The organism is Halorhabdus salina, from assembly GCF_013839425.1.
GTDB lineage: Archaea > Halobacteriota > Halobacteria > Halobacteriales > Haloarculaceae > Halorhabdus > Halorhabdus salina.
This window is the reverse complement of the sequence record NZ_JACDNP010000003.1, coordinates 90,183-106,733: the sequence shown is the minus strand read 5'-3', so window position 1 is coordinate 106,733 and position 16,551 is coordinate 90,183. Positions and strand designations below refer to the sequence as shown.

Genomic DNA, 16,551 nt, shown 5'->3' with positions numbered 1-16,551 from the left:
CAGTGAAGCCACCTTACAGTCTCGGCCGTGATAGAGCACGCTCTTGGCTGCCTGCCACACGGTAGATTGTAATATCCGTAGTGATCGCCGAGCGGACTATAGTAACGTTATTCTACCCAGATATGTAACCTGCATAGGAGATGGCGTTTATTCCCGACGAGCAAACCGGGATGACCGCAGTGATCGGTGTCCTGTTGCTGGTGGTGACTACGGTAATTATCGGGGCGACGGTGGTTGTATTCACACTGCAGATCGGCGAAGGCATCTCTGACCCGGGACCCGATGCGCAGATGGACATTGAGTCAAACTACTTCGGTGACGGCGTCCAGTACAACGATTCAGTGACGATCACACACAGGGTCGGTGACAGACTGCGTCGGGACCGCTTGGAGGTGTATATCGGTGATGACCTCGTCTACAACGAGACGGACAACAGCGAGAGTAACATCGGCGAGGATGGCGAGAAGGTCCCCGGACTGATTCTTGAAGTCGACGACGACAATTTCAACGACCTGAATAAACCCTGCCGGTTCAAACCGAAGGACTGCACTTCTTCGGACCCGCCCGGTGACAGCGACGGTGCGGACCCGAGCGTTGTCTTCGAGTGGGAAGAGACTGTCAATGCTGGCCAACGACTGACGATTCAGGAACGAAACGCTCCGAACGATAGCTACGATGTAATAGATCCCGGGGACACCGTCAAAGTCATCTATCGCGGTGACGGGTACACTGAACTCATAGCCGAGAAGACCGTCGCACAGGAATAGGCAGACTGAGCGGCACTACCGGAGCGTGACAGGAGAGTCCGAAATCGTCGGTCAGCATAATCTACGCCCGGCGAACATATCATATCAGCACACTCATCGAGGGGCAATTTACGTTGCAGGCTTACTGAGTGGCTGGTCCACTGTCTCTGGTATAAAAATGAAGCTGCCGTGCTACATGGAACCTCTATATCGTGCACACCCTTTGTTGTCAGGAGTCAGTGCTATCGTTCCATCAATAACGGATGCACGTACGGCTCGAAGCTTGACGTACCATTGAGAAGCGCCGAGGGAGTGATTTGAACCGGACGAAGACGGTCGCTCACTACGTTCGCGCTGCGTCTTCCAGGGTTCAAACTCTCGCGTTGCACACCTTCCTCACGTCCGTTCGGAAGGAGAAGCGCCGAGGGAGCGATTTGAACCACGGTCGTTCCGCTTCGCTCCACTCCCTGATTCAAATCTCTTTAGCGTACAGACTCCTCGCGTTTGCTCGGAGTTAGAAACGCCGAGGGAGAGATTTGAACTCTCGAGTCCGTGAGGACACCTGCTCTCGAGGCAGGCGCCTTGGCCAGGCTAGGCTACCTCGGCAACGATTCCGGGTACACCGTTGCCGTGTTTATCCGTTTCGATCCCAGTCCGGCCCCGGTATCACTAAGTTTCACCCAACAAAGCTCTGGGGCATGGACGTTTCCGAGGCGAGCGATACCTGCAACAGACTTCTCGACGAGATCGAATCGGCAGTGATCACCGACCGCGAGTTTCTCGAAACGGTCCTGTTTGGCGTTCTCGGACGAGGACACGTCCTGCTCGAAGACGTTCCTGGAACGGGAAAGACCCTGACTGCCAGAATGGTCGCCGAAACGCTGGGCGTCTCCTTCTCACGCATCCAGTTCACACCGGACCTGCTTCCAGCCGACGTCACGGGAACCCACGTCTACAACGAGCGCGACCGCACCTTCGAATTCAGCGAAGGCCCGATCTTTGCCCACATCGTCCTCGCTGACGAAATCAATCGGGCCCCGCCCAAAACCCAGAGCGCGCTACTGGAAGCCATGGAGGAAGGGCAAGTCACCGTCGACGGCGAAACCCACGAGTTGCCGGAGCCATTCTTCGTCATTGCGACCCAGAACCCTGTCGAGATGGAGGGGACTTTCGAGTTGCCTGAAGCACAGGTCGATCGATTCGCGATCAAGACGACGATGGGCTACCCCGAGGAAGGCGGCGAGATCGAACTCCTGCGGCGTCGTCTCGGTCGCGAGCAACAGAGCCCGTCCGTCGAGACGATCCTTGACCCTGACCAGGTACAGGCGCTCCGGACCGCTCCCGAGTCCGTCCGCGTCGAGGAAGACCTGCTCACCTACATGGCTCAGATCACGCGAGCGACCCGAAAGCACCGCCACGTCGAGGTCGGCGTCTCCCCACGTGGGAGTCAGCGACTGCTAGAGACGAGCCGGGCGCGGGCAGCGCTGGTCGGCCGCGAGTACGTCACGCCGGACGACGTCAAACGCGTCGCCCAGCCAGCACTCGCACATCGGATCGTATTGACGCCCGACGCGCGCGTCGACGACATCGCCAAATCCGCCGTGGTCGATCGCGTCCTCGAAGACATCCCCGTCCCGACAGTCTGAGAACAGTCCAAGAGAGCAGCGTCAGTATCCGGCCAGATGTGACCACATCAGCCTATCGTCCGATCCTGAGTGCCGGGACAAGTGCGAGCAAACCGGCGAGCAACAAGACGACCGCCAATAACGGTAGGTCACGCGGCGTCACGGAGAATCCGACGAGGACGACTGCAAGCGCGCCGACAGCCACGATCACACTCCCGGCAGAGTGTGCCAGCAGGAGGCGACGGCGGTCGGGACCGGTACCCAACTGTCTGGCAATGCTGATCGCGTGATCGGCGATATCCCATGTCAACAGTGCCGCAATTCCGGCGACGGCAACGAACGCGGGGTCGTATCCCGCAACGCCGACGATCAGGACCGAAGCGAAGAGTCCGGCCACACCGACACCGAGCACGAGTCGACGCCCGAGTTCGACCCCCACGAGTGCCGCGAGCGCCCCAGCGATGGCAAAGAGGAGGCCCGCTCCGTTGCCCGCTACCGATACCAGACAGACCACAACTGGAACGAGTGTCATCGCCACACCGAACCGCGAGGGCCGAGCGGCTCGGCTCACCGTGACCACCGCCGTTGGGCACGGTCGAACGCCAGCGCCAGTCGTTCCGCTGGCTGCCAGTCGACGACGCGGGCATCTGCCTTCCGGAGCGTCGAAAGCCGGAGCTTGCGCTCGATGCGTCCAACAGTCTGGCCGACCGTCCCGTCGCTCGTCGGATCCGGGCTGATCACTGTCATCGGATAGCCGTGGGCCTGTAACTGGCGAGCGATCGACGAACTCTCGTCGTCACAGAGGGGCGAAAACATGACGATCTGGGCGTCAGAGGGGAGACGCTTGCGGAGTTTCGGCAGCCGGACATGCGGGTGAAACGCCTGGGTTGGTGGCTGCGTCGAGAATGCTGGATCCTTGGCAAACAACGCCTCCGCCCGCGCCCAGTGAACGTGCCCGGCCCCTGGCGGGAGCCAACACCCCCGCGGAGACAGGGCAGCCATCCCAACCCGGTCATCGGAATTCAGCAAGGCCCGAAACACGTCCGCGGCCGCCTGGACGGTCCGATCGACAGCTGACGGCGCTTCCTCATCAGGAGCAACGTACGCGGCTGCACGCGTATCGAGCAGCAACACGACCGTCGCCGAGCGCTCCTCGCGGAACTGCAGCGTCGCAAGTCCCTGTCCCTGGGCGGCCCGATTCCAGTCGATGCGCGAGAGTGGATCACCCGAGCGATACTCCCGGACGGAATGGAACTCCAACCCACTCCCACCGACATCCGTCAGGACGCGGCCGACGTGACTCGAAGCCTGTTGGCGGAGGGGAAAAGTCGCCTCGAAATCCGGCTGGAGCCGATAGGTGATGGCTCGATCGCCCTCGGTCGCCGTCCGAAACGTGCGTTCGATCGACCCCGAGAGGTTCCGCGTGATCGTATACGCAGACTCGAAAGTGTGGGTGCCCCGCTCAGCCTGTACCGAGTACTCGAACCAGGTCGAGGCTCCCGGCCGCAGGACGGTTCCGTGTCGTGGTGAGCCATCAGCGACGGTCATCCCGGCCGGGACGCCATCGACGATCCGGAGGTCTGGGACCCACCGCCCGGAATCGTTGTGAACGTCAACGCGCACTTGGACGCGTTCGCCGGGGTCGGGGTCGGTCGGTTCGACCGTCCGTTCGATGGTGATCGACTGCGGGGGCTCGACGTCCATCGCCGCGTAGCCGACGACGAGCAACAACGGCCCAGCAACCAGCAGCAATCCCGGTTTACCAAGGCCGGCTCCAAGCCCGATCGCGAGCAACGCGATAGCACCCAACCCGCGCCAGCGACCCGTCGAACGGACGGTGCCAAACGTCGACCGCCGCCGCGTGTTCGCAGACGTCTCGGGGGAGTTGTACCAGTCTGTCGCTCGATCAGGCAGGTATCGATCCGCCAGCTCACCGACGACTCGCTCAACGCTGAGGACGAAGAGGTTGGGACGCCCGAGACGGACGTTCTCGATGCGGTCACGCAAGGTACGCTCGGTTGCCTCCTCGGCGAAAAAGTCCCCTGCCATCGGGTCGTCTGTCCAGGTTCCCGCCGACAGGGCCGCCTCGATCGAGCTCGCATCACGATCGGTACTGGTCGAATCGAGAACGTCGATCGTCGCTTGCCGGAGGCGTTTCGAGACGCGCCGGCGTGCCTTGATCCGATCGCCCTGCGACGGAAATGGCCCACGAAGGAGTCGATCGAACGTCGACCCAGGGACGGACGTCGTCGAGCGGGCTTCGACAGTCGGGGGCGTCGATTCCGACACCGAGGCGAAGGTCCGTCGATAGCTGTACCAGATACCCGCGATGATCGCGACCACCGAGATCGCGTAAACGGCCAGATACTCCGTCGAAGTCCCGACGAGCGACGGCTTCCAGACGACGACGAATCCAACGCCCACGAGAAGACTCCCGATCGCACCGATCACCGGAGAGATGAACGGCTCGATTCGCTGTTCGGTTTCGACATCCTCCTCGAAAGCTGACTCCTCAGCGGCGTCGGATAGCATTTCACGCTGCCCGGTCATCGTGTATTCTCCTGTGTGTCAGTCCCGTCGGAATCCGCCTGCTGAGCTGTCTCCTCCGCCGTCGCGTACGCTGCTTCGATCCGTCGAAGCGCTCCCTCGGCGCGATCGATCCGATCGGGCAAGGGCGGTTCATCACCGTATCGGACAGCCTCGAAGAGTCGAGTGAGTTCCTGCACGTCGTCGGGGTCCATGCCAGCCTGGATTGCTGCCTCGGCGAACTCACCTGGTGTCGTCGTGTCCGGATTCGACACTTCGAGGGCGTCGGTCATCTCGGCCCAGGCGCGGTAGATGGCATTCATCGAATCGACACCGGCCGCCAATTGCGACGCCGCCCGGCCGGCCGCTGATCCAACAGCGTTCAATTCATCGATCGACTCCTGGTCGTCTAAGTCTTCGTCTTTGGATGGATCCGATCGCCCGCCCGAGAGGACGAACAGTGCCACAACTCCGACGAGAACGACCGCGATCCCCCCGAGTACCACAATCGGAATGTCAGTGCCTGGAACGGCGGGATTCACGGACCCCGAGCCACCTGAACCGGTGCCATTCGTGACGGGGTGGGTCTGCGGTTCCGACCCGGGAAAGCTCATCGAGAGATCGATGAGTTGGATCATGACGAAAATGACACTACCCGCGAAAAGCGATATCATGCCCCCCCTGAGCGTGAGAGTCTGTATCCGGATTAGCAACCCAACGACGGTGAACCCGAGAAACAGCGCCACGGCGATGGTACGAACCAGTGGCGGTATATCGACCGTAATGTCGAACTCGCGGGGTTCCTGGGATGATTGGTTGAGGGACACGCCGCCCGTCCCATTACCAGGTTGGCCCTCCTCAGTCTGGGTCGGAACAACAGCCGCCGCGACGATAACGATCGCAAACACAGCCAAAAGAACTGTCACACCGACGAGTATTCGCTGGCGGTTTCGTTTCACCGATTGACACCCGGTAACACTCTCTGACCGTCCGCCGGTACCGTAGAAAAAGTGTCGAAGTCACCGTCAACACGTCACCGACCAATCAAAGACGAAGCGAGGAGATGATAACGGAGAGCCGGAGATTGCGAACTCATTGCACCGAGACGACTGATAGCCGCGTGGACGAAGATCGGTCGGTCGAGATCGCCCGTCCAGCCGACCTGTGCGGCGACACTGATCGACTGCTCGCCGACGCCCCAGCCCAACACAGTCCCGACCATCGCGGCCGAGAGAAACGGAACTGGAAGGCCTTCGCTGCCGGCGCGGAACGTCCCGCTGTTCAGTACGAAGACCCCCCACGCCACGTATTCGCCGCGAGCCGACTGCCGTTCCCAGGAGCGCAGGGATGGCTCCAACCAGCCCGACAGTGAGGGCGAAAGAGACCAGCGCAAGCGATGTCACAGCAGGAGCGCGAACTCTCCGGTCGCGAAGAGAGGTCGCCCGTGGATCCGGGCGGTGATCGCCACTAGGACCGCCCCTGCTGGGCGCGCTTGACAGCGATCGCGGGTAACTCGTCTCGCTGCCAGTCGATACGTGAGAGGGGGGTCGCCCGCACGCTACTCCCGAATCGTGTGAATCTCCAGGCCGGCCCCACCGATGTCGGTCAAGACGCGCCCGACGTGTTTCGAGGCGCTCTGCTGGAGGGGCATCGAGAAGGTCGACGCTGTCGGCGCTCCGTGGCCACCCCTGCCTGACACCAGGAATGTGACACCCGTTCCGGGCGACGCCGCTCTGGTCGCTTTGACCAGGACCACGCCTCCGTCGATCTGATTCGCGCCTGGCTGTCTGTCATGCCCGCCTCGCGCAGACCGCCGTTGCGAGCAGCGTCTTAGAAGCGCATCGACGCCGCCGGGGGAGAGTCGGCCCCGTGAATCGGTCGACTAAAACCGACAAGCGTCTGTCCAGAGGTTCGGTGCCTACGTGAGAAATTAAGTGGGCGGGTGGCCTATCGGTCCATATGAGTGGATCAGGCCGCGATACGGAGTACGCAGTCGAAGACGTGACAGAAGTTTTCAAAGACCGAGACGATTACGCCGAGCCACTGACCGCAAGTGAGGTGGCCGAGGCGCTTGGGTGCTCTCGCCGGACGGCGCTGAATAAACTGCACGAACTCGAAGAGTCGACGGATATCACGAGCAAGAAAGTCGGTGGGCGCTCTCGCGTATGGTGGATCCCGGTCCACATCGACCGCTGATCGACCGTCACGATCAGGGAACGCTGGTCAAGGAAGGCCACCGACAGGTTTCCTTGCCGCCGCCTACGCCTGCTGTGCAGCATCCACCAGTTCGACCGCCAGCTGTGTCACTTTCAGGGCGTCCTCGCCGAGTACGTAGGTGATCGGCTCGATCCCGAACGCACCCTCGTGGTAGACGACATTTGGCACCGCGCCGCGGTCGCGGAACGCGGCTTCGAGGCGCTCCCGACGGTTCTCGTAGCCGGCGTCGAACTGGAGTGGCTCGATCCCCCGGTCACGCGCGGCCGTGAGCAGTGACTCGTCGGTCGCGAGGTTCAACGCCCCGCGCCTGGAGGGATCGACAGCCATCGCAGCGAGAATCGTCCGGGCGACGTGCTGAGAGCCGCCAAACTCCGGATTAGCAGGCACGTTGATCCGGCCACGCATCGCGTGGACTCGACCCGGCACCGCCGCGACATCGCGCTCGCCCTCAGCGTCGGGCAGCGCCATGCCCACGTTCGTGCCGACGTTTGGGACGTAGGCGACCATCGCTGTCTCCTCGGTCAGTAGTCTCGTAGCGTTCCGAACCGCCGAGAGGACCGCCCGCTCGTCGGCGACCGCTTCGTCGTGGCCCCGCACACAGAGATCACAGCCCAGTCCCGCAAGCGCCGGGACCGCTTCCTCGTGAATTTCACAGATCGGCCCCCGATCCTCGAAGGCCCGAATCACGTCCAGCAACGCACCGAGCGCGTCGTAGGCATCCATCGACCCGTCAGCGAAGCCGGCGGCGACATCCTCGATGGTCGACTGTAGCCGCGGATCCTCACTGAATCGAGATTCGATCTCGACGTCGCCGCTGACGTACTTGCTCACGGCGGCCTGGGTCACGCCGAGGTGATCGGCGATCTCCTGTTGGGTGAGTCCGTGCTCGGACAGTTCGCTGGCGAGCATGGCCCGGGCCGTCGGCAAGAAACGATCGACGACAATCTCGCTCGGGAATCGCATGCCGGTCGTTCCGACAGCGAGACCAAGAATCTGGCGACCCACCAGTCGGCTGCAGGTCGTGGCTCACCAGCGATGGTGGACGCCCACATGGACGTACTATCCGGACTTGTAGCGCCCGCTCTCGACGGTCGATCCGCCGACGGCGATCGACTGAGAGCGCGAGACAGATCCCTGAGGGGGTTCCGAACCGGATCGACGTTAGTGATCGTCGACCCACTTTGCGCGCCGCACGTCGTAACTCCCACACTCCGGGCAGGAGTGATACTGGACGGGCAGTGGCGTTTCACAGGATAGACAGAGATAGGGAAGCGTCTCAGCCTCGTCGGACCCCGAGCTGAATCTGCCGCGGTCGAAGACACCCATCGTTACCACGCCTGATCTGAGGAACGAGACACGCAAAAAAGACTGCGATTGTTCACGCTGATGATTCGACTGCAGTCTTGCGATTCTCTTGGCTTTAAGACCCGGTGGCAATCTGGGCGGAGCGTGATGCCGTACACCCCGAACCCACGCTTGGCGCAAAGAACTGATGAAAACTTACTTTCCAACTGCATTCGAGGGATCTATCATGGCAAAACTCGGCACGACGCAGGGGCCGTTCGATCGAGACGAGATCGATCTGCTGCTCCCCCACGAACACATATTCGCCGACCTCGGCCCGATGGAAGACGAAAACTGGAAAGACACCGAGCCCGAGGCAGTGATCGACCTCATCGGCCCGGAGATCGAGCGCGCAAAGGAAGCGGATATCGACGCCCTCGTCGAGTGTACGCCCGAAGGCGTCGGACGCCGCGTCGACATCGACCTCGCGGTCTCTGAGGCAACGGACTTCCCTGTGGTCGTGCCGACCGGGATCTATCAAGAGCCAAGCATCCCCCAGTGGGCCCGGGAGATGAGCGTCGAGGAACTCACCGAGTGGATGCTCGACGAGCTGACCGACGAGGTCGAGGACACCGGCGTCCAGGCGGCTTGGATCAAGGTGAGCACCGACGACGAGGATCCCGAGGGACTCTCGGCCGACGAAGAGAAGATCCTGCGGGCGGCCGCGCGGGCCGGCGACGAGACTGGCGCGGTCATCGGCAGCCACACGCTGCATGGCAATGTTGCCCACCAGCAGATGGACATTATCGAGGAAGAAGGCTACGACGCCTCGCGGTTCATCTGGATCCACGCTCGCGCCGAGGAAGAACTCGACTACCACGAGCGCGCGGCCGAACGCGGCGCATTCGTCGAGTACGACTGGATCGGCGGCCACGACCAGGACGACCAGACGTACATCGACCTCGTCGAGTACATGACTGAACGCGGGTACACTGACAACGTCCTGTTGAGTCAGGACCGGGGCTACTACGACCCCAGTCAACCCGACGGCGGCGGGGCCGACCCCTACACCTATATCGTCGATGAGTTCCTGCCGAAACTGCGGGCATCCGACGTTGACGACGAAGCCATCGAGACGATCGTCCACGAGAACCCGCTGGACGCGTACTGCCGGTAACTCTCGTTACTTGCGTCGTTTTCTTTCCCCGATTTGAACAGATGAAGACGGTCGGCCTCGCTACGCTCGGCCGCTGCGACTTCCAGGCTCAAATCGGGGAGTGATATACTCGACAGTCGACGTGTTACGTCGACAAAACGAGTCCGCCCTCCCCGATTTGAACACCGGAAGACGGTCCGACTCACTACGTTCGTCGGCTGCGACTTCCGAGCACGAAATCGGGTCGTGGGTTACACGACAGACGCCGCTGGCTCCCTTCGGTCGCAGTCGGCGTCAGAACGAGTCCGCCCTCCCCGATTTGAACGGGGGGCAAGTCGATCTACAGTCGACTGCTCTACCAGTCTGAGCTAAGGGCGGTTGCACCCCAACGTAGGCCCGGTGGGAGACTTAACGGTTATCATTCCAACCGAGAAATCGGGCGGCGTCGGCCGGTCGCCAGCACAACCGCTGACGTGCGTCAGACAGTCACGAAGATTGAAGTAGGCTGGCTGTCAACGCGTATGACAGGCCGTATGAGCAAGATCACGTTCCGCGCTGATGACGACCTCGTCGATCGGTTGGAGACCTTCGACGCCTCCAAGAGCGAGGTCATGCGCGAGGCGTTGCGAGCCTACCTCGACGGCGAGACAGCCGAGCCCACTCAGACGGAATCGGCCACCGCCGAAGAGAGTCTCGACGAGCTCATCGCGGACCGTGTCGACGCCGTCCTTGATGACCGGCTGGACGGGCGTTTCCGACCACAGCCCGAGCCCCAGGACGTCAACGTGAACATCGCCCTGGAAGAAGCCGTATCGACATCGACTCCACAACCGACGGCCGAACGGACGGCTGAGGAAGCGGCTGGTATCGACCCGGAAACCAACGGCGGCGAACGGACCTGCTCACAGTGTGGCGAGACAGTCTCGGGAGATCACGTCTACTGTCCGAACTGCGGGGAGAAAGCATCGCGTCGCATCTTCTGTGAGTGCGGCGACGAACTTCGGTCGGACTGGGGGTTCTGTCCGAGCTGCGGTCGTCGGACGCCAGCTGCTGACGTGCTTGATCAGTGAACAAGGCGTAAACGCACCGCTACGCCCTGAATTCTGGCGTTTGCGATCGGGCGTCTTACACTCAGGGAAACCTTTATAGTCCCACACTCTGTGGTACGGTAATGCGTAAGACGGGCTTGTCTTACACAGTGGCGTACCGGGCGCAACCGGCCGCTGTCTGGCGGTTCTTGTGTGTAAGACGAGCGGGCGACTCGCTGCGTCCGTCTTACCCAAAGGGGAACAATAAACATGGAGCGTGTGACACTACGGATTCCGAAGCAGCAGATCGAGGAGGTCGAGCGAATGGTCGAAACGGGGGAATACCCCAACCGGAGCGAGGCGATCCGGGCGGCCGTTCGAGATATGCTAGCCGAGCAAGAGACCGGCAAGGAGCGCCCATCCGAAAAGCGCAAGCGGCGCACGTGGGCGAAGGTGTAGACCATGCAGGACATTGTCAATTCGGCCCTCGAACACGAGGAACAGGAAAGCCGGGAGGTCGACGCCGACGGTGACGAGTTCGGCGACCCGCGCATCGTGATCGTCGGCTGTGGGGGTGCCGGTAACAACACCGTCAACCGGCTGTACAACATCGGCGTCGACGGCGCCGAGACGATCGCGCTGAACACCGACAAACAGCACCTCAAGATGATCCAGGCCGACACGAAGATCCTCGTCGGCAAGTCCCTGACCAACGGCCTCGGTGCGGGCGGCGACCCATCGATGGGCGAGCGCGCCACCGAGATGGCGCAGGGCACGATCAAGGAAGTGCTGGGCGACGCCGATCTCGTGTTCGTCACGGCCGGCATGGGCGGCGGGACCGGGACTGGTGCGGCCCCCGTGGTCTCGAAGATCGCCAAAGAGCAAGGCGCGATCGTCGTCGGCATGGTGTCGACGCCGTTCAACGTCGAGCGCGCCCGGACGGTCAAAGCCGAGGAAGGACTCGAAGAGCTCCGTGGCGAGGCCGACTCGATCATCGTTCTGGACAACAACCGCTTGCTCGATTACGTCCCGAACCTGCCGATCGGCAAGGCCTTCTCGGTGATGGACCAGATCATCGCCGAGACGGTCAAGGGCATCTCCGAGACGATTACCCAGCCGAGCCTGATCAACCTAGACTACGCGGACATGTCCGCAATCATGAACCAGGGCGGTGTTGCCGTCATGTTGGTCGGCGAGACCCAGGACAAGAACAAGACCGAAGAGGTCGTCTCCGACGCGATGAACCACCCACTGTTGGACGTCGACTACCGCGGCGCGTCGGGTGGCCTGGTCCACATCACGGGCGGCCCCGACCTGACCTTAGACGAGGCCGAGGGGATCGCGAGTAATATCACCGACCGCCTGGAGGCCAACGCCAACGTCATCTGGGGTGCCCGCATCGAGGAGGAGTACAAGGGCAAGGTCCGCGTCATGGCAATCATGACCGGTGTCCAGTCGGCCCAGGTCCTGGGCCCGACGACCCAGAAGCAGGCCAACAAGTCCCGGCAAGCTATCGAGGACGTCGACGTCGAGGATACTTCCTTCGACGCCGCCAGCAACGTCGGCACCGATGCTGGCAGTGGCGCCGACCGAAGCTTCGGTGAAACCGACGGCGGTCGCGATGCCGTCGAGCAGAACCACGGCCTGGACGTCATCCGAACCGACTGATCGACCACTCGATCGGACTCGTCCCGTTCGAGGTACCTCCGTTTTCAGGCACCCAGCGCATCTAACAACTGGCATCGCCGGCACCGATCACCCGTCGTCGGTCGCCCACAAGTGTCACACGACGCGTAGCCTCGGTCTCGGTCGACGTTCCGGGCCGCCTGCCGTGCAAGCTGTTCGTATCCGGCCATGATCGAGTGGCGAGTCCCCGGATGCGCTTCTTCGAGTTTGTACAAGAGTGACTGTATCTCGCCACGGAACGATTCCGAGGCGTGGGGACACTCCGTGATGTGTGCGGGGAGGTCCCGGAGGCGCGCGTACAGCGCGACCTCCTTTTCAGGGACGTCCCGAAGGGGCTTGGCGCGCGGGACGTGCCGATCGGTTAGCGTCCGCTCGTCGAGCGGCCCCAGGCTCGCGTCGAAGTGTTTTGCCATCTGGGCGACATCGCCTTCAAGGAAGTTCATCAGTGCCGTCTCTGCTTCGTCGTCGAGATTATGGCCGGTTAGCAAGAGATCTGCAGTGAACTCCTCGGCATACGTCGAGAGGAGGTCGCGCCGGAAGACACCACAGTACGCACAGGCTGCCATGTCCTCGGGATCGTCCTCGACGACTTCGTCCATCCGAACGCCGAATTCCTCTGCGTAGGCGATCGTCTCGTGACGAACTCCCAGGTCGTCGGTGAGCGATTCAGCCGCGTCGAGACTCTCGTCACGATACCCCTCGATCCCCTCGTGAATCGAAAGGGCAAGGAGTTCGATACGGGGATCCTCAGCGAAGGTCTCGGCGAGGATCTGCGTGAGGACGACGCTATCCTTGCCACCGGAGAGGCCGATCAACCACGTAACGGGGTCTTCAGGAGTGGCGGTTTCGGGGACGATGCCGTCTTCGCGAATGCGACGGCGAACGCGCTTCTCTAGGGAGTGTCGGAAGTGCTTCTCACAGAGGTGGGCTCCGGAGTAAGCCGCGTGCATCACCGCCGCCTCGCCACACCGATCACAATCCATTCACTGGCCCTCAGAGATCCGCGCCCGAGAGGATTACGCTTCCAGCCCGGCCGCCCCCTCGGACAGCACTGCACGCAATGTGTCGAGATGTCGATCACGCGACCGTGACGAGAACAGTTCGTGCCCCCCGTCGTAGAGACAGATCCGCTCGGCTGGGACGCGTTCGCCGATCGCTTGCGTCGAGACGACCTGGTCGGTCAGCGAACAGAAGACGACGGCGTCGTCCCCGATAGTGGGGAGCGTCCGGTGAGCCTGCTGGACCGTCCGGAGAAAGGGCGGTGAGACGCGATCGGCACCATCAGCGACCTGCCGCTCGGTGGCGTATTCGCCAAGCAGCGACGCACCGTCGATGCCACTCGGCAGGAGTTTTCTGTCGAGCGGGATCCGGGCGACGATGTCCAGCATGCGACCGCTGGTCGTCGGCGAGAACCCCCACCACGGACTGAGATACGTGGTCGTGCGCGCATCGACATCGGCGTGGGCGACACTGAGTCCACCGGCACTGTGGGCCAGGACAGCAGGGTCCGTGAGATCGGCGGCATACGCAGCGACTGGAGCGACCCACTCGCGTTGGACATCTGTGACGTGGACTGGCAGCGTCGCCGTGTGGACTTGCCAGTTCTCGACGAGTCGGTCGAGCAACCAGCGAACGGGCTCGTGTGTCGGCCGATTCCCCCAACCCAGTACGAACAACAGATCCGGATCGCTGTCGTCCCCGAAGCGGTCGAACTCCATGGCGGGAGTTGTCACCCGCGGCGGAAAAAACAACACCCACAACGACCGGAAACCGTTTGACCCTCCCGACCCGAACGCGACCGATGACTGAGTTCGACCGCGATACGGCCGTTTCCCGCCTCGAAGGCCTCCTCGAGACGGTCGAAAACGAGACGTTGCCGGTCCCAGTCAGGGAGGTGTGGGTGTATGGCGACCTGGCGCTCGGCCTCGATCCGGTCGATAGACTGGATGTCTACCTCACCAAGGACCTGCTATTCGGGCAAGCCGACGAGGAAGCGACGGCGTTGAACGCCGAGTTGGGCGTCGAGGGCATCGGCGAGACGGTTCGGACAGAGTGGGCCCGCGATCATCAAGAAGCGGTCACAGCCAACGCCAGCGGCCACGTCGCGCCCGAACAGTGTCTGGCTGCCCACCTGACCGAAGACGGCGAGCCAATCCATCTGGAGGTCTGTAATGCCTCCTTCGAGGACAACGTCACCCGGCGTCTCGAGGGTGCACTAGCCAGAGAGACGTACGAACAGGTACTCGATCCCCGAGGCGTCTGTCTCTGGCTTGAGGGCACCCAGTCGTCAGAGGCACTCGAAAAACTCCGGGCGGGCGAGTACGTCTTCCCCACACTCGCCGAGGCCCTCCAGCAGTTGGGTGCTGAGGAACAGCAGGCCACGGCGGCCGCACAGACGCTACAAGAGCGACGCGAACGCGAGCGTGGCGTCACCGTTCGTGGTGACGTCCACTGAAGGGTGGGCTCTGTCGAGAAATCACTCCGGGACGTGGCCGGTTGCGACGTAGAACGGGACCGTTTCTGTCCGCTCGTAGACGCCGTCGCGCATTTGGTCGATAACAGCCCGCCCCATCTCCCGCCAGCGCTCACGGAGCGCGTCGTACGCCTCGACGGAGAGATCGCCGGCCAACATCGTCGCCCGATCGTCGTCGAGTCCTTGTCCGCTGGCTTTTCGTCTGGCACCTTCGAGGTGCTGCTGTGAATATGGGGGTTCGATCGTCCGAGCGTGATCGTATCGAGCGACATCGATCGATGCCAGTCCGGACGCCGCCAGCAACGATCCCAGGTCCGACCCCAGTGCAATATCCGTCTCGACGCCCGAGCGGTAGTGCCCTCGCGCTTTCCGGGCGAGAGACGCTTCGGTCGGGACGGTCGATTCGACGGTGACGGCGGCGTTGTCCGGTTCGATCACCGCGACGCTGTCGCGCGAAACGCGGACGAACTCCGCAAGGGAACGCTCCGGTTCAGTGAGATTGATCAGGAGCGCTTGACAGACCACGAGATCGAAGGTATCGTCCGGGAACGGGAGTCGATAGGCGTCGCCGGCGACGGTCGGTGGTGCCACGTGAGTGAGCAATTCGGGGTCGGCGTCACATCCAACGACGTCGCCGTCGGCCTCGTCCCGAAGGACACGCGTCAGTTCGCCGGTTCCACAGCCGACATCGAGGACGCGATCGCGGGCCGGAAGGTCGAGCGCGGAGAGTGCCTCGCGGGACTCCGCCCACATCCCGCGGCGCGTGTGTTCGAGATACTCGGCGTCGAACCGGCGCATACGTCACCCTGGCTGTCTCCGGTGAAAAGCGAGTCGATCAGCGACTGTCCAGCCGAATGGTTAGGCGTCCTGGCGCAATTCCCGGGCTCGCTTGACGTTCCAGGCGAAGCCGCGCCCGTCCTCCGTGGGTGTCTCGAGAACGAACGGCAGGTCCCGGAGGTCGGGATGAGAGACGACCGCTTCGATGCCTGCCTCGCCGATCTCCCCCTCGCCGAGGTGGGCATGTTCATCTTTGTTCGTCCCGCAGGCGTGCTTGGAATCGTTGAGGTGGATACATTCGAGGGAATCCAGACCAACCACGTCGTCGAATTCCTCGACGGTCTCTTCGACCGCCGCAGCTGTCGAGAGATCATAGCCCGCGGCGAACATGTGGGCCGTGTCCAGGCAAATACCGAGATCCTCGTCGCTTCGTTCGATGACCGTGGCCAGGTGTTCGAACTCGCCGCCGAGCTTGGTGCCGCTGCCGGCGTCTGACTCGACCAACACCGTCACGTCGCCGGGCACATCGAGTTCATCGAGGGCGCTCGCGGCGTTGTCCAGCCCTGTATCGACACCAGCACCGGTGTGGGCCCCGAGGTGGACGTTCACGTACTCGATATCCAGCTCGTCGGCGACCTCGACTTCCTGCTGGAGACTGTCGATCGATTTCGCTCGGAGGTCGTCCTTTGGGGTACAGAGGTTGACGAGATACGACGAGTGGATAACCCACGGACCGACGTCTGCCGCCGCCGAGCGGTCACGAAACGCCGTCGCTTCCTCGTCCTCGACAGAGGGATCCTGCCAAACCTGCGGGGAGTGAGAGAATATCTGTCCGCAGTTACCATCGTACTCCAGTTGTTCCTCGAGGGCGTTCGAGACGCCGCCGGCGATCGAGGTGTGTGCACCGATTCGCATACCAGAAAATCCGACTGGCGCGCTCAAAGTCGCTTCGAAGGTGACAAGCCTCTCGACGAAGAGTCCGACCGAGATGGATTAGATATATCCGTATTTGGTATATAACTCCACTTTCTAC

The 16,551-nt window shown here is 62.4% G+C and carries 19 protein-coding genes and 2 tRNA genes; 8 read left to right on the top strand and 13 right to left on the bottom strand.

Translation table 11 applies throughout. The features are described from left to right. Positions 1-140: 140 nt before the first annotated feature. Entirely contained in the window at positions 141-767 is a 627-nt protein-coding gene (locus tag HZR20_RS05125; RefSeq protein ID WP_181685517.1) for a type IV pilin, read from the top strand. 500 nt (positions 768-1,267) lie between these two features. Here HZR20_RS05125 and HZR20_RS05120 read toward each other — a convergent pair. Continuing rightward, positions 1,268-1,352 (bottom strand) — tRNA-Ser (locus tag HZR20_RS05120). Positions 1,353-1,444: 92 nt separating this feature from the next. Between HZR20_RS05120 and HZR20_RS05115 the strand changes: the two genes are divergently transcribed. Further along, complete coding sequence (locus tag HZR20_RS05115; protein WP_181685516.1) at positions 1,445-2,392, top strand: AAA family ATPase; 948 nt, start codon at positions 1,445-1,447, stop codon at positions 2,390-2,392. 52 nt (positions 2,393-2,444) lie between these two features. Here HZR20_RS05115 and HZR20_RS05110 read toward each other — a convergent pair whose 3' ends face one another. From HZR20_RS05110 to HZR20_RS05095, 5 genes are all read right to left on the bottom strand, one after another. Then, positions 2,445-2,942, bottom strand: a complete 498-nt coding sequence (locus tag HZR20_RS05110; RefSeq protein WP_449272327.1) for a DUF7519 family protein — start codon at positions 2,940-2,942, stop codon at positions 2,445-2,447. Then, complete coding sequence (locus HZR20_RS05105; RefSeq protein WP_220132663.1) at positions 2,939-4,921, bottom strand: DUF58 domain-containing protein; 1,983 nt, start codon at positions 4,919-4,921, stop codon at positions 2,939-2,941. The genes HZR20_RS05110 and HZR20_RS05105 overlap by 4 nt, the downstream gene beginning before the upstream one ends. Then, complete coding sequence (locus tag HZR20_RS14710) at positions 4,918-5,856, bottom strand: DUF4129 domain-containing protein (protein WP_181685514.1); 939 nt, start codon at positions 5,854-5,856, stop codon at positions 4,918-4,920. The genes HZR20_RS05105 and HZR20_RS14710 overlap by 4 nt, the downstream gene beginning before the upstream one ends. Before the next feature lie 74 nt (positions 5,857-5,930). Beyond that, a complete protein-coding gene (locus tag HZR20_RS14860; protein ID WP_449272326.1) occupies positions 5,931-6,203 on the bottom strand; it encodes a DUF7519 family protein in 273 nt (90 codons plus the stop codon). A gap of 252 nt (positions 6,204-6,455) precedes the next feature. Next, positions 6,456-6,653 (bottom strand): hypothetical protein, encoded by a 198-nt coding sequence (locus tag HZR20_RS05095; RefSeq protein ID WP_181685513.1) that lies wholly within the window; start codon positions 6,651-6,653, stop codon positions 6,456-6,458. A gap of 203 nt (positions 6,654-6,856) precedes the next feature. Here HZR20_RS05095 and HZR20_RS05090 point away from each other — a divergent pair, with 203 nt between their 5' ends. Beyond that, entirely contained in the window at positions 6,857-7,093 is a 237-nt protein-coding gene (locus tag HZR20_RS05090; protein WP_181685512.1) for a helix-turn-helix domain-containing protein, read from the top strand. A gap of 63 nt (positions 7,094-7,156) precedes the next feature. Here HZR20_RS05090 and HZR20_RS05085 read toward each other — a convergent pair whose 3' ends face one another. Further along, the gene (locus tag HZR20_RS05085; RefSeq protein WP_181685511.1) at positions 7,157-8,077 is read right to left on the bottom strand and encodes a thiamine-phosphate synthase family protein; all 921 of its coding nucleotides are present in this window, start codon (positions 8,075-8,077) and stop codon (positions 7,157-7,159) included. A 198-nt stretch (positions 8,078-8,275) separates the two neighbouring features. Further along, on the bottom strand, positions 8,276-8,440 hold the full coding sequence (locus HZR20_RS05080) for a hydrogenase maturation nickel metallochaperone HypA (protein ID WP_220132674.1): 165 nt from the start codon (positions 8,438-8,440) through the stop codon (positions 8,276-8,278). Positions 8,441-8,645: 205 nt separating this feature from the next. Here HZR20_RS05080 and HZR20_RS05075 point away from each other — a divergent pair, with 205 nt between their 5' ends. Continuing rightward, on the top strand, positions 8,646-9,575 hold the full coding sequence (locus HZR20_RS05075; RefSeq protein ID WP_258560360.1) for a phosphotriesterase family protein: 930 nt from the start codon (positions 8,646-8,648) through the stop codon (positions 9,573-9,575). 283 nt (positions 9,576-9,858) lie between these two features. On the opposite strand, the gene HZR20_RS05070 is transcribed toward HZR20_RS05075, so the two are convergent. Next, a tRNA-Tyr gene (locus HZR20_RS05070) sits at positions 9,859-9,932 on the bottom strand. Between the two features lie 155 nt (positions 9,933-10,087). Here HZR20_RS05070 and HZR20_RS05065 point away from each other — a divergent pair. From HZR20_RS05065 to ftsZ, 3 genes are all read left to right on the top strand, one after another. Further along, positions 10,088-10,624, top strand: a complete 537-nt coding sequence (locus tag HZR20_RS05065; protein ID WP_181685509.1) for a double zinc ribbon domain-containing protein — start codon at positions 10,088-10,090, stop codon at positions 10,622-10,624. Between the two features lie 228 nt (positions 10,625-10,852). Further along, entirely contained in the window at positions 10,853-11,041 is a 189-nt protein-coding gene (locus tag HZR20_RS05060) for a ribbon-helix-helix domain-containing protein (RefSeq protein ID WP_154551134.1), read from the top strand. Between the two features lie 3 nt (positions 11,042-11,044). Further along, positions 11,045-12,250: a cell division protein FtsZ gene (gene ftsZ, locus HZR20_RS05055; protein WP_181685508.1), complete on the top strand. Its 1,206-nt coding sequence runs from the start codon at positions 11,045-11,047 to the stop codon at positions 12,248-12,250. 44 nt (positions 12,251-12,294) lie between these two features. On the opposite strand, the gene ncsA is transcribed toward ftsZ, so the two are convergent. After that, positions 12,295-13,251: a tRNA 2-thiolation protein NcsA gene (gene ncsA / locus HZR20_RS05050; RefSeq protein ID WP_181685507.1), complete on the bottom strand. Its 957-nt coding sequence runs from the start codon at positions 13,249-13,251 to the stop codon at positions 12,295-12,297. Positions 13,252-13,284: 33 nt separating this feature from the next. After that, the gene (locus HZR20_RS05045) at positions 13,285-13,986 is read right to left on the bottom strand and encodes an alpha/beta hydrolase (protein WP_181685506.1); all 702 of its coding nucleotides are present in this window, start codon (positions 13,984-13,986) and stop codon (positions 13,285-13,287) included. Positions 13,987-14,069: 83 nt separating this feature from the next. On the opposite strand from HZR20_RS05045, the gene HZR20_RS05040 reads away from it, so the two are divergent. Further along, the gene (locus tag HZR20_RS05040; protein WP_181685505.1) at positions 14,070-14,723 is read left to right on the top strand and encodes a DUF7095 family protein; all 654 of its coding nucleotides are present in this window, start codon (positions 14,070-14,072) and stop codon (positions 14,721-14,723) included. A 21-nt stretch (positions 14,724-14,744) separates the two neighbouring features. Here the strand turns inward: HZR20_RS05040 and HZR20_RS05035 are convergent, their stop codons facing one another. Both HZR20_RS05035 and HZR20_RS05030 read right to left on the bottom strand, forming a co-directional pair. After that, positions 14,745-15,539, bottom strand: coding sequence for a class I SAM-dependent methyltransferase (locus HZR20_RS05035; protein ID WP_181685504.1), 795 nt, complete (start codon positions 15,537-15,539; stop codon positions 14,745-14,747). Positions 15,540-15,599: 60 nt separating this feature from the next. Continuing rightward, the gene (locus HZR20_RS05030) at positions 15,600-16,433 is read right to left on the bottom strand and encodes a deoxyribonuclease IV (RefSeq protein WP_181685503.1); all 834 of its coding nucleotides are present in this window, start codon (positions 16,431-16,433) and stop codon (positions 15,600-15,602) included. Between the last annotated feature and the right edge of the window lie 118 nt (positions 16,434-16,551).

Coding starts and splice junctions, on each gene's coding strand:
- HZR20_RS05125 (WP_181685517.1), top strand. CDS start 141: ATGGCGTTTATTCCCGACGAGCAAACCGGGATGACCGCAGTGATCGGT.
- HZR20_RS05115 (WP_181685516.1), top strand. CDS start 1,445: ATGGACGTTTCCGAGGCGAGCGATACCTGCAACAGACTTCTCGACGAG.
- HZR20_RS05105 (WP_220132663.1), bottom strand. CDS start 4,921: ATGACCGGGCAGCGTGAAATGCTATCCGACGCCGCTGAGGAGTCAGCT.
- HZR20_RS05090 (WP_181685512.1), top strand. CDS start 6,857: ATGAGTGGATCAGGCCGCGATACGGAGTACGCAGTCGAAGACGTGACA.
- HZR20_RS05085 (WP_181685511.1), bottom strand. CDS start 8,077: ATGCGATTCCCGAGCGAGATTGTCGTCGATCGTTTCTTGCCGACGGCC.
- HZR20_RS05080 (WP_220132674.1), bottom strand. CDS start 8,440: ATGGGTGTCTTCGACCGCGGCAGATTCAGCTCGGGGTCCGACGAGGCT.
- HZR20_RS05075 (WP_258560360.1), top strand. CDS start 8,646: ATGGCAAAACTCGGCACGACGCAGGGGCCGTTCGATCGAGACGAGATC.
- HZR20_RS05065 (WP_181685509.1), top strand. CDS start 10,088: ATGAGCAAGATCACGTTCCGCGCTGATGACGACCTCGTCGATCGGTTG.
- HZR20_RS05060 (WP_154551134.1), top strand. CDS start 10,853: ATGGAGCGTGTGACACTACGGATTCCGAAGCAGCAGATCGAGGAGGTC.
- ftsZ (WP_181685508.1), top strand. CDS start 11,045: ATGCAGGACATTGTCAATTCGGCCCTCGAACACGAGGAACAGGAAAGC.
- ncsA (WP_181685507.1), bottom strand. CDS start 13,251: ATGGATTGTGATCGGTGTGGCGAGGCGGCGGTGATGCACGCGGCTTAC.
- HZR20_RS05045 (WP_181685506.1), bottom strand. CDS start 13,986: ATGGAGTTCGACCGCTTCGGGGACGACAGCGATCCGGATCTGTTGTTC.
- HZR20_RS05040 (WP_181685505.1), top strand. CDS start 14,070: ATGACTGAGTTCGACCGCGATACGGCCGTTTCCCGCCTCGAAGGCCTC.
- HZR20_RS05035 (WP_181685504.1), bottom strand. CDS start 15,539: ATGCGCCGGTTCGACGCCGAGTATCTCGAACACACGCGCCGCGGGATG.
- HZR20_RS05030 (WP_181685503.1), bottom strand. CDS start 16,433: ATGCGAATCGGTGCACACACCTCGATCGCCGGCGGCGTCTCGAACGCC.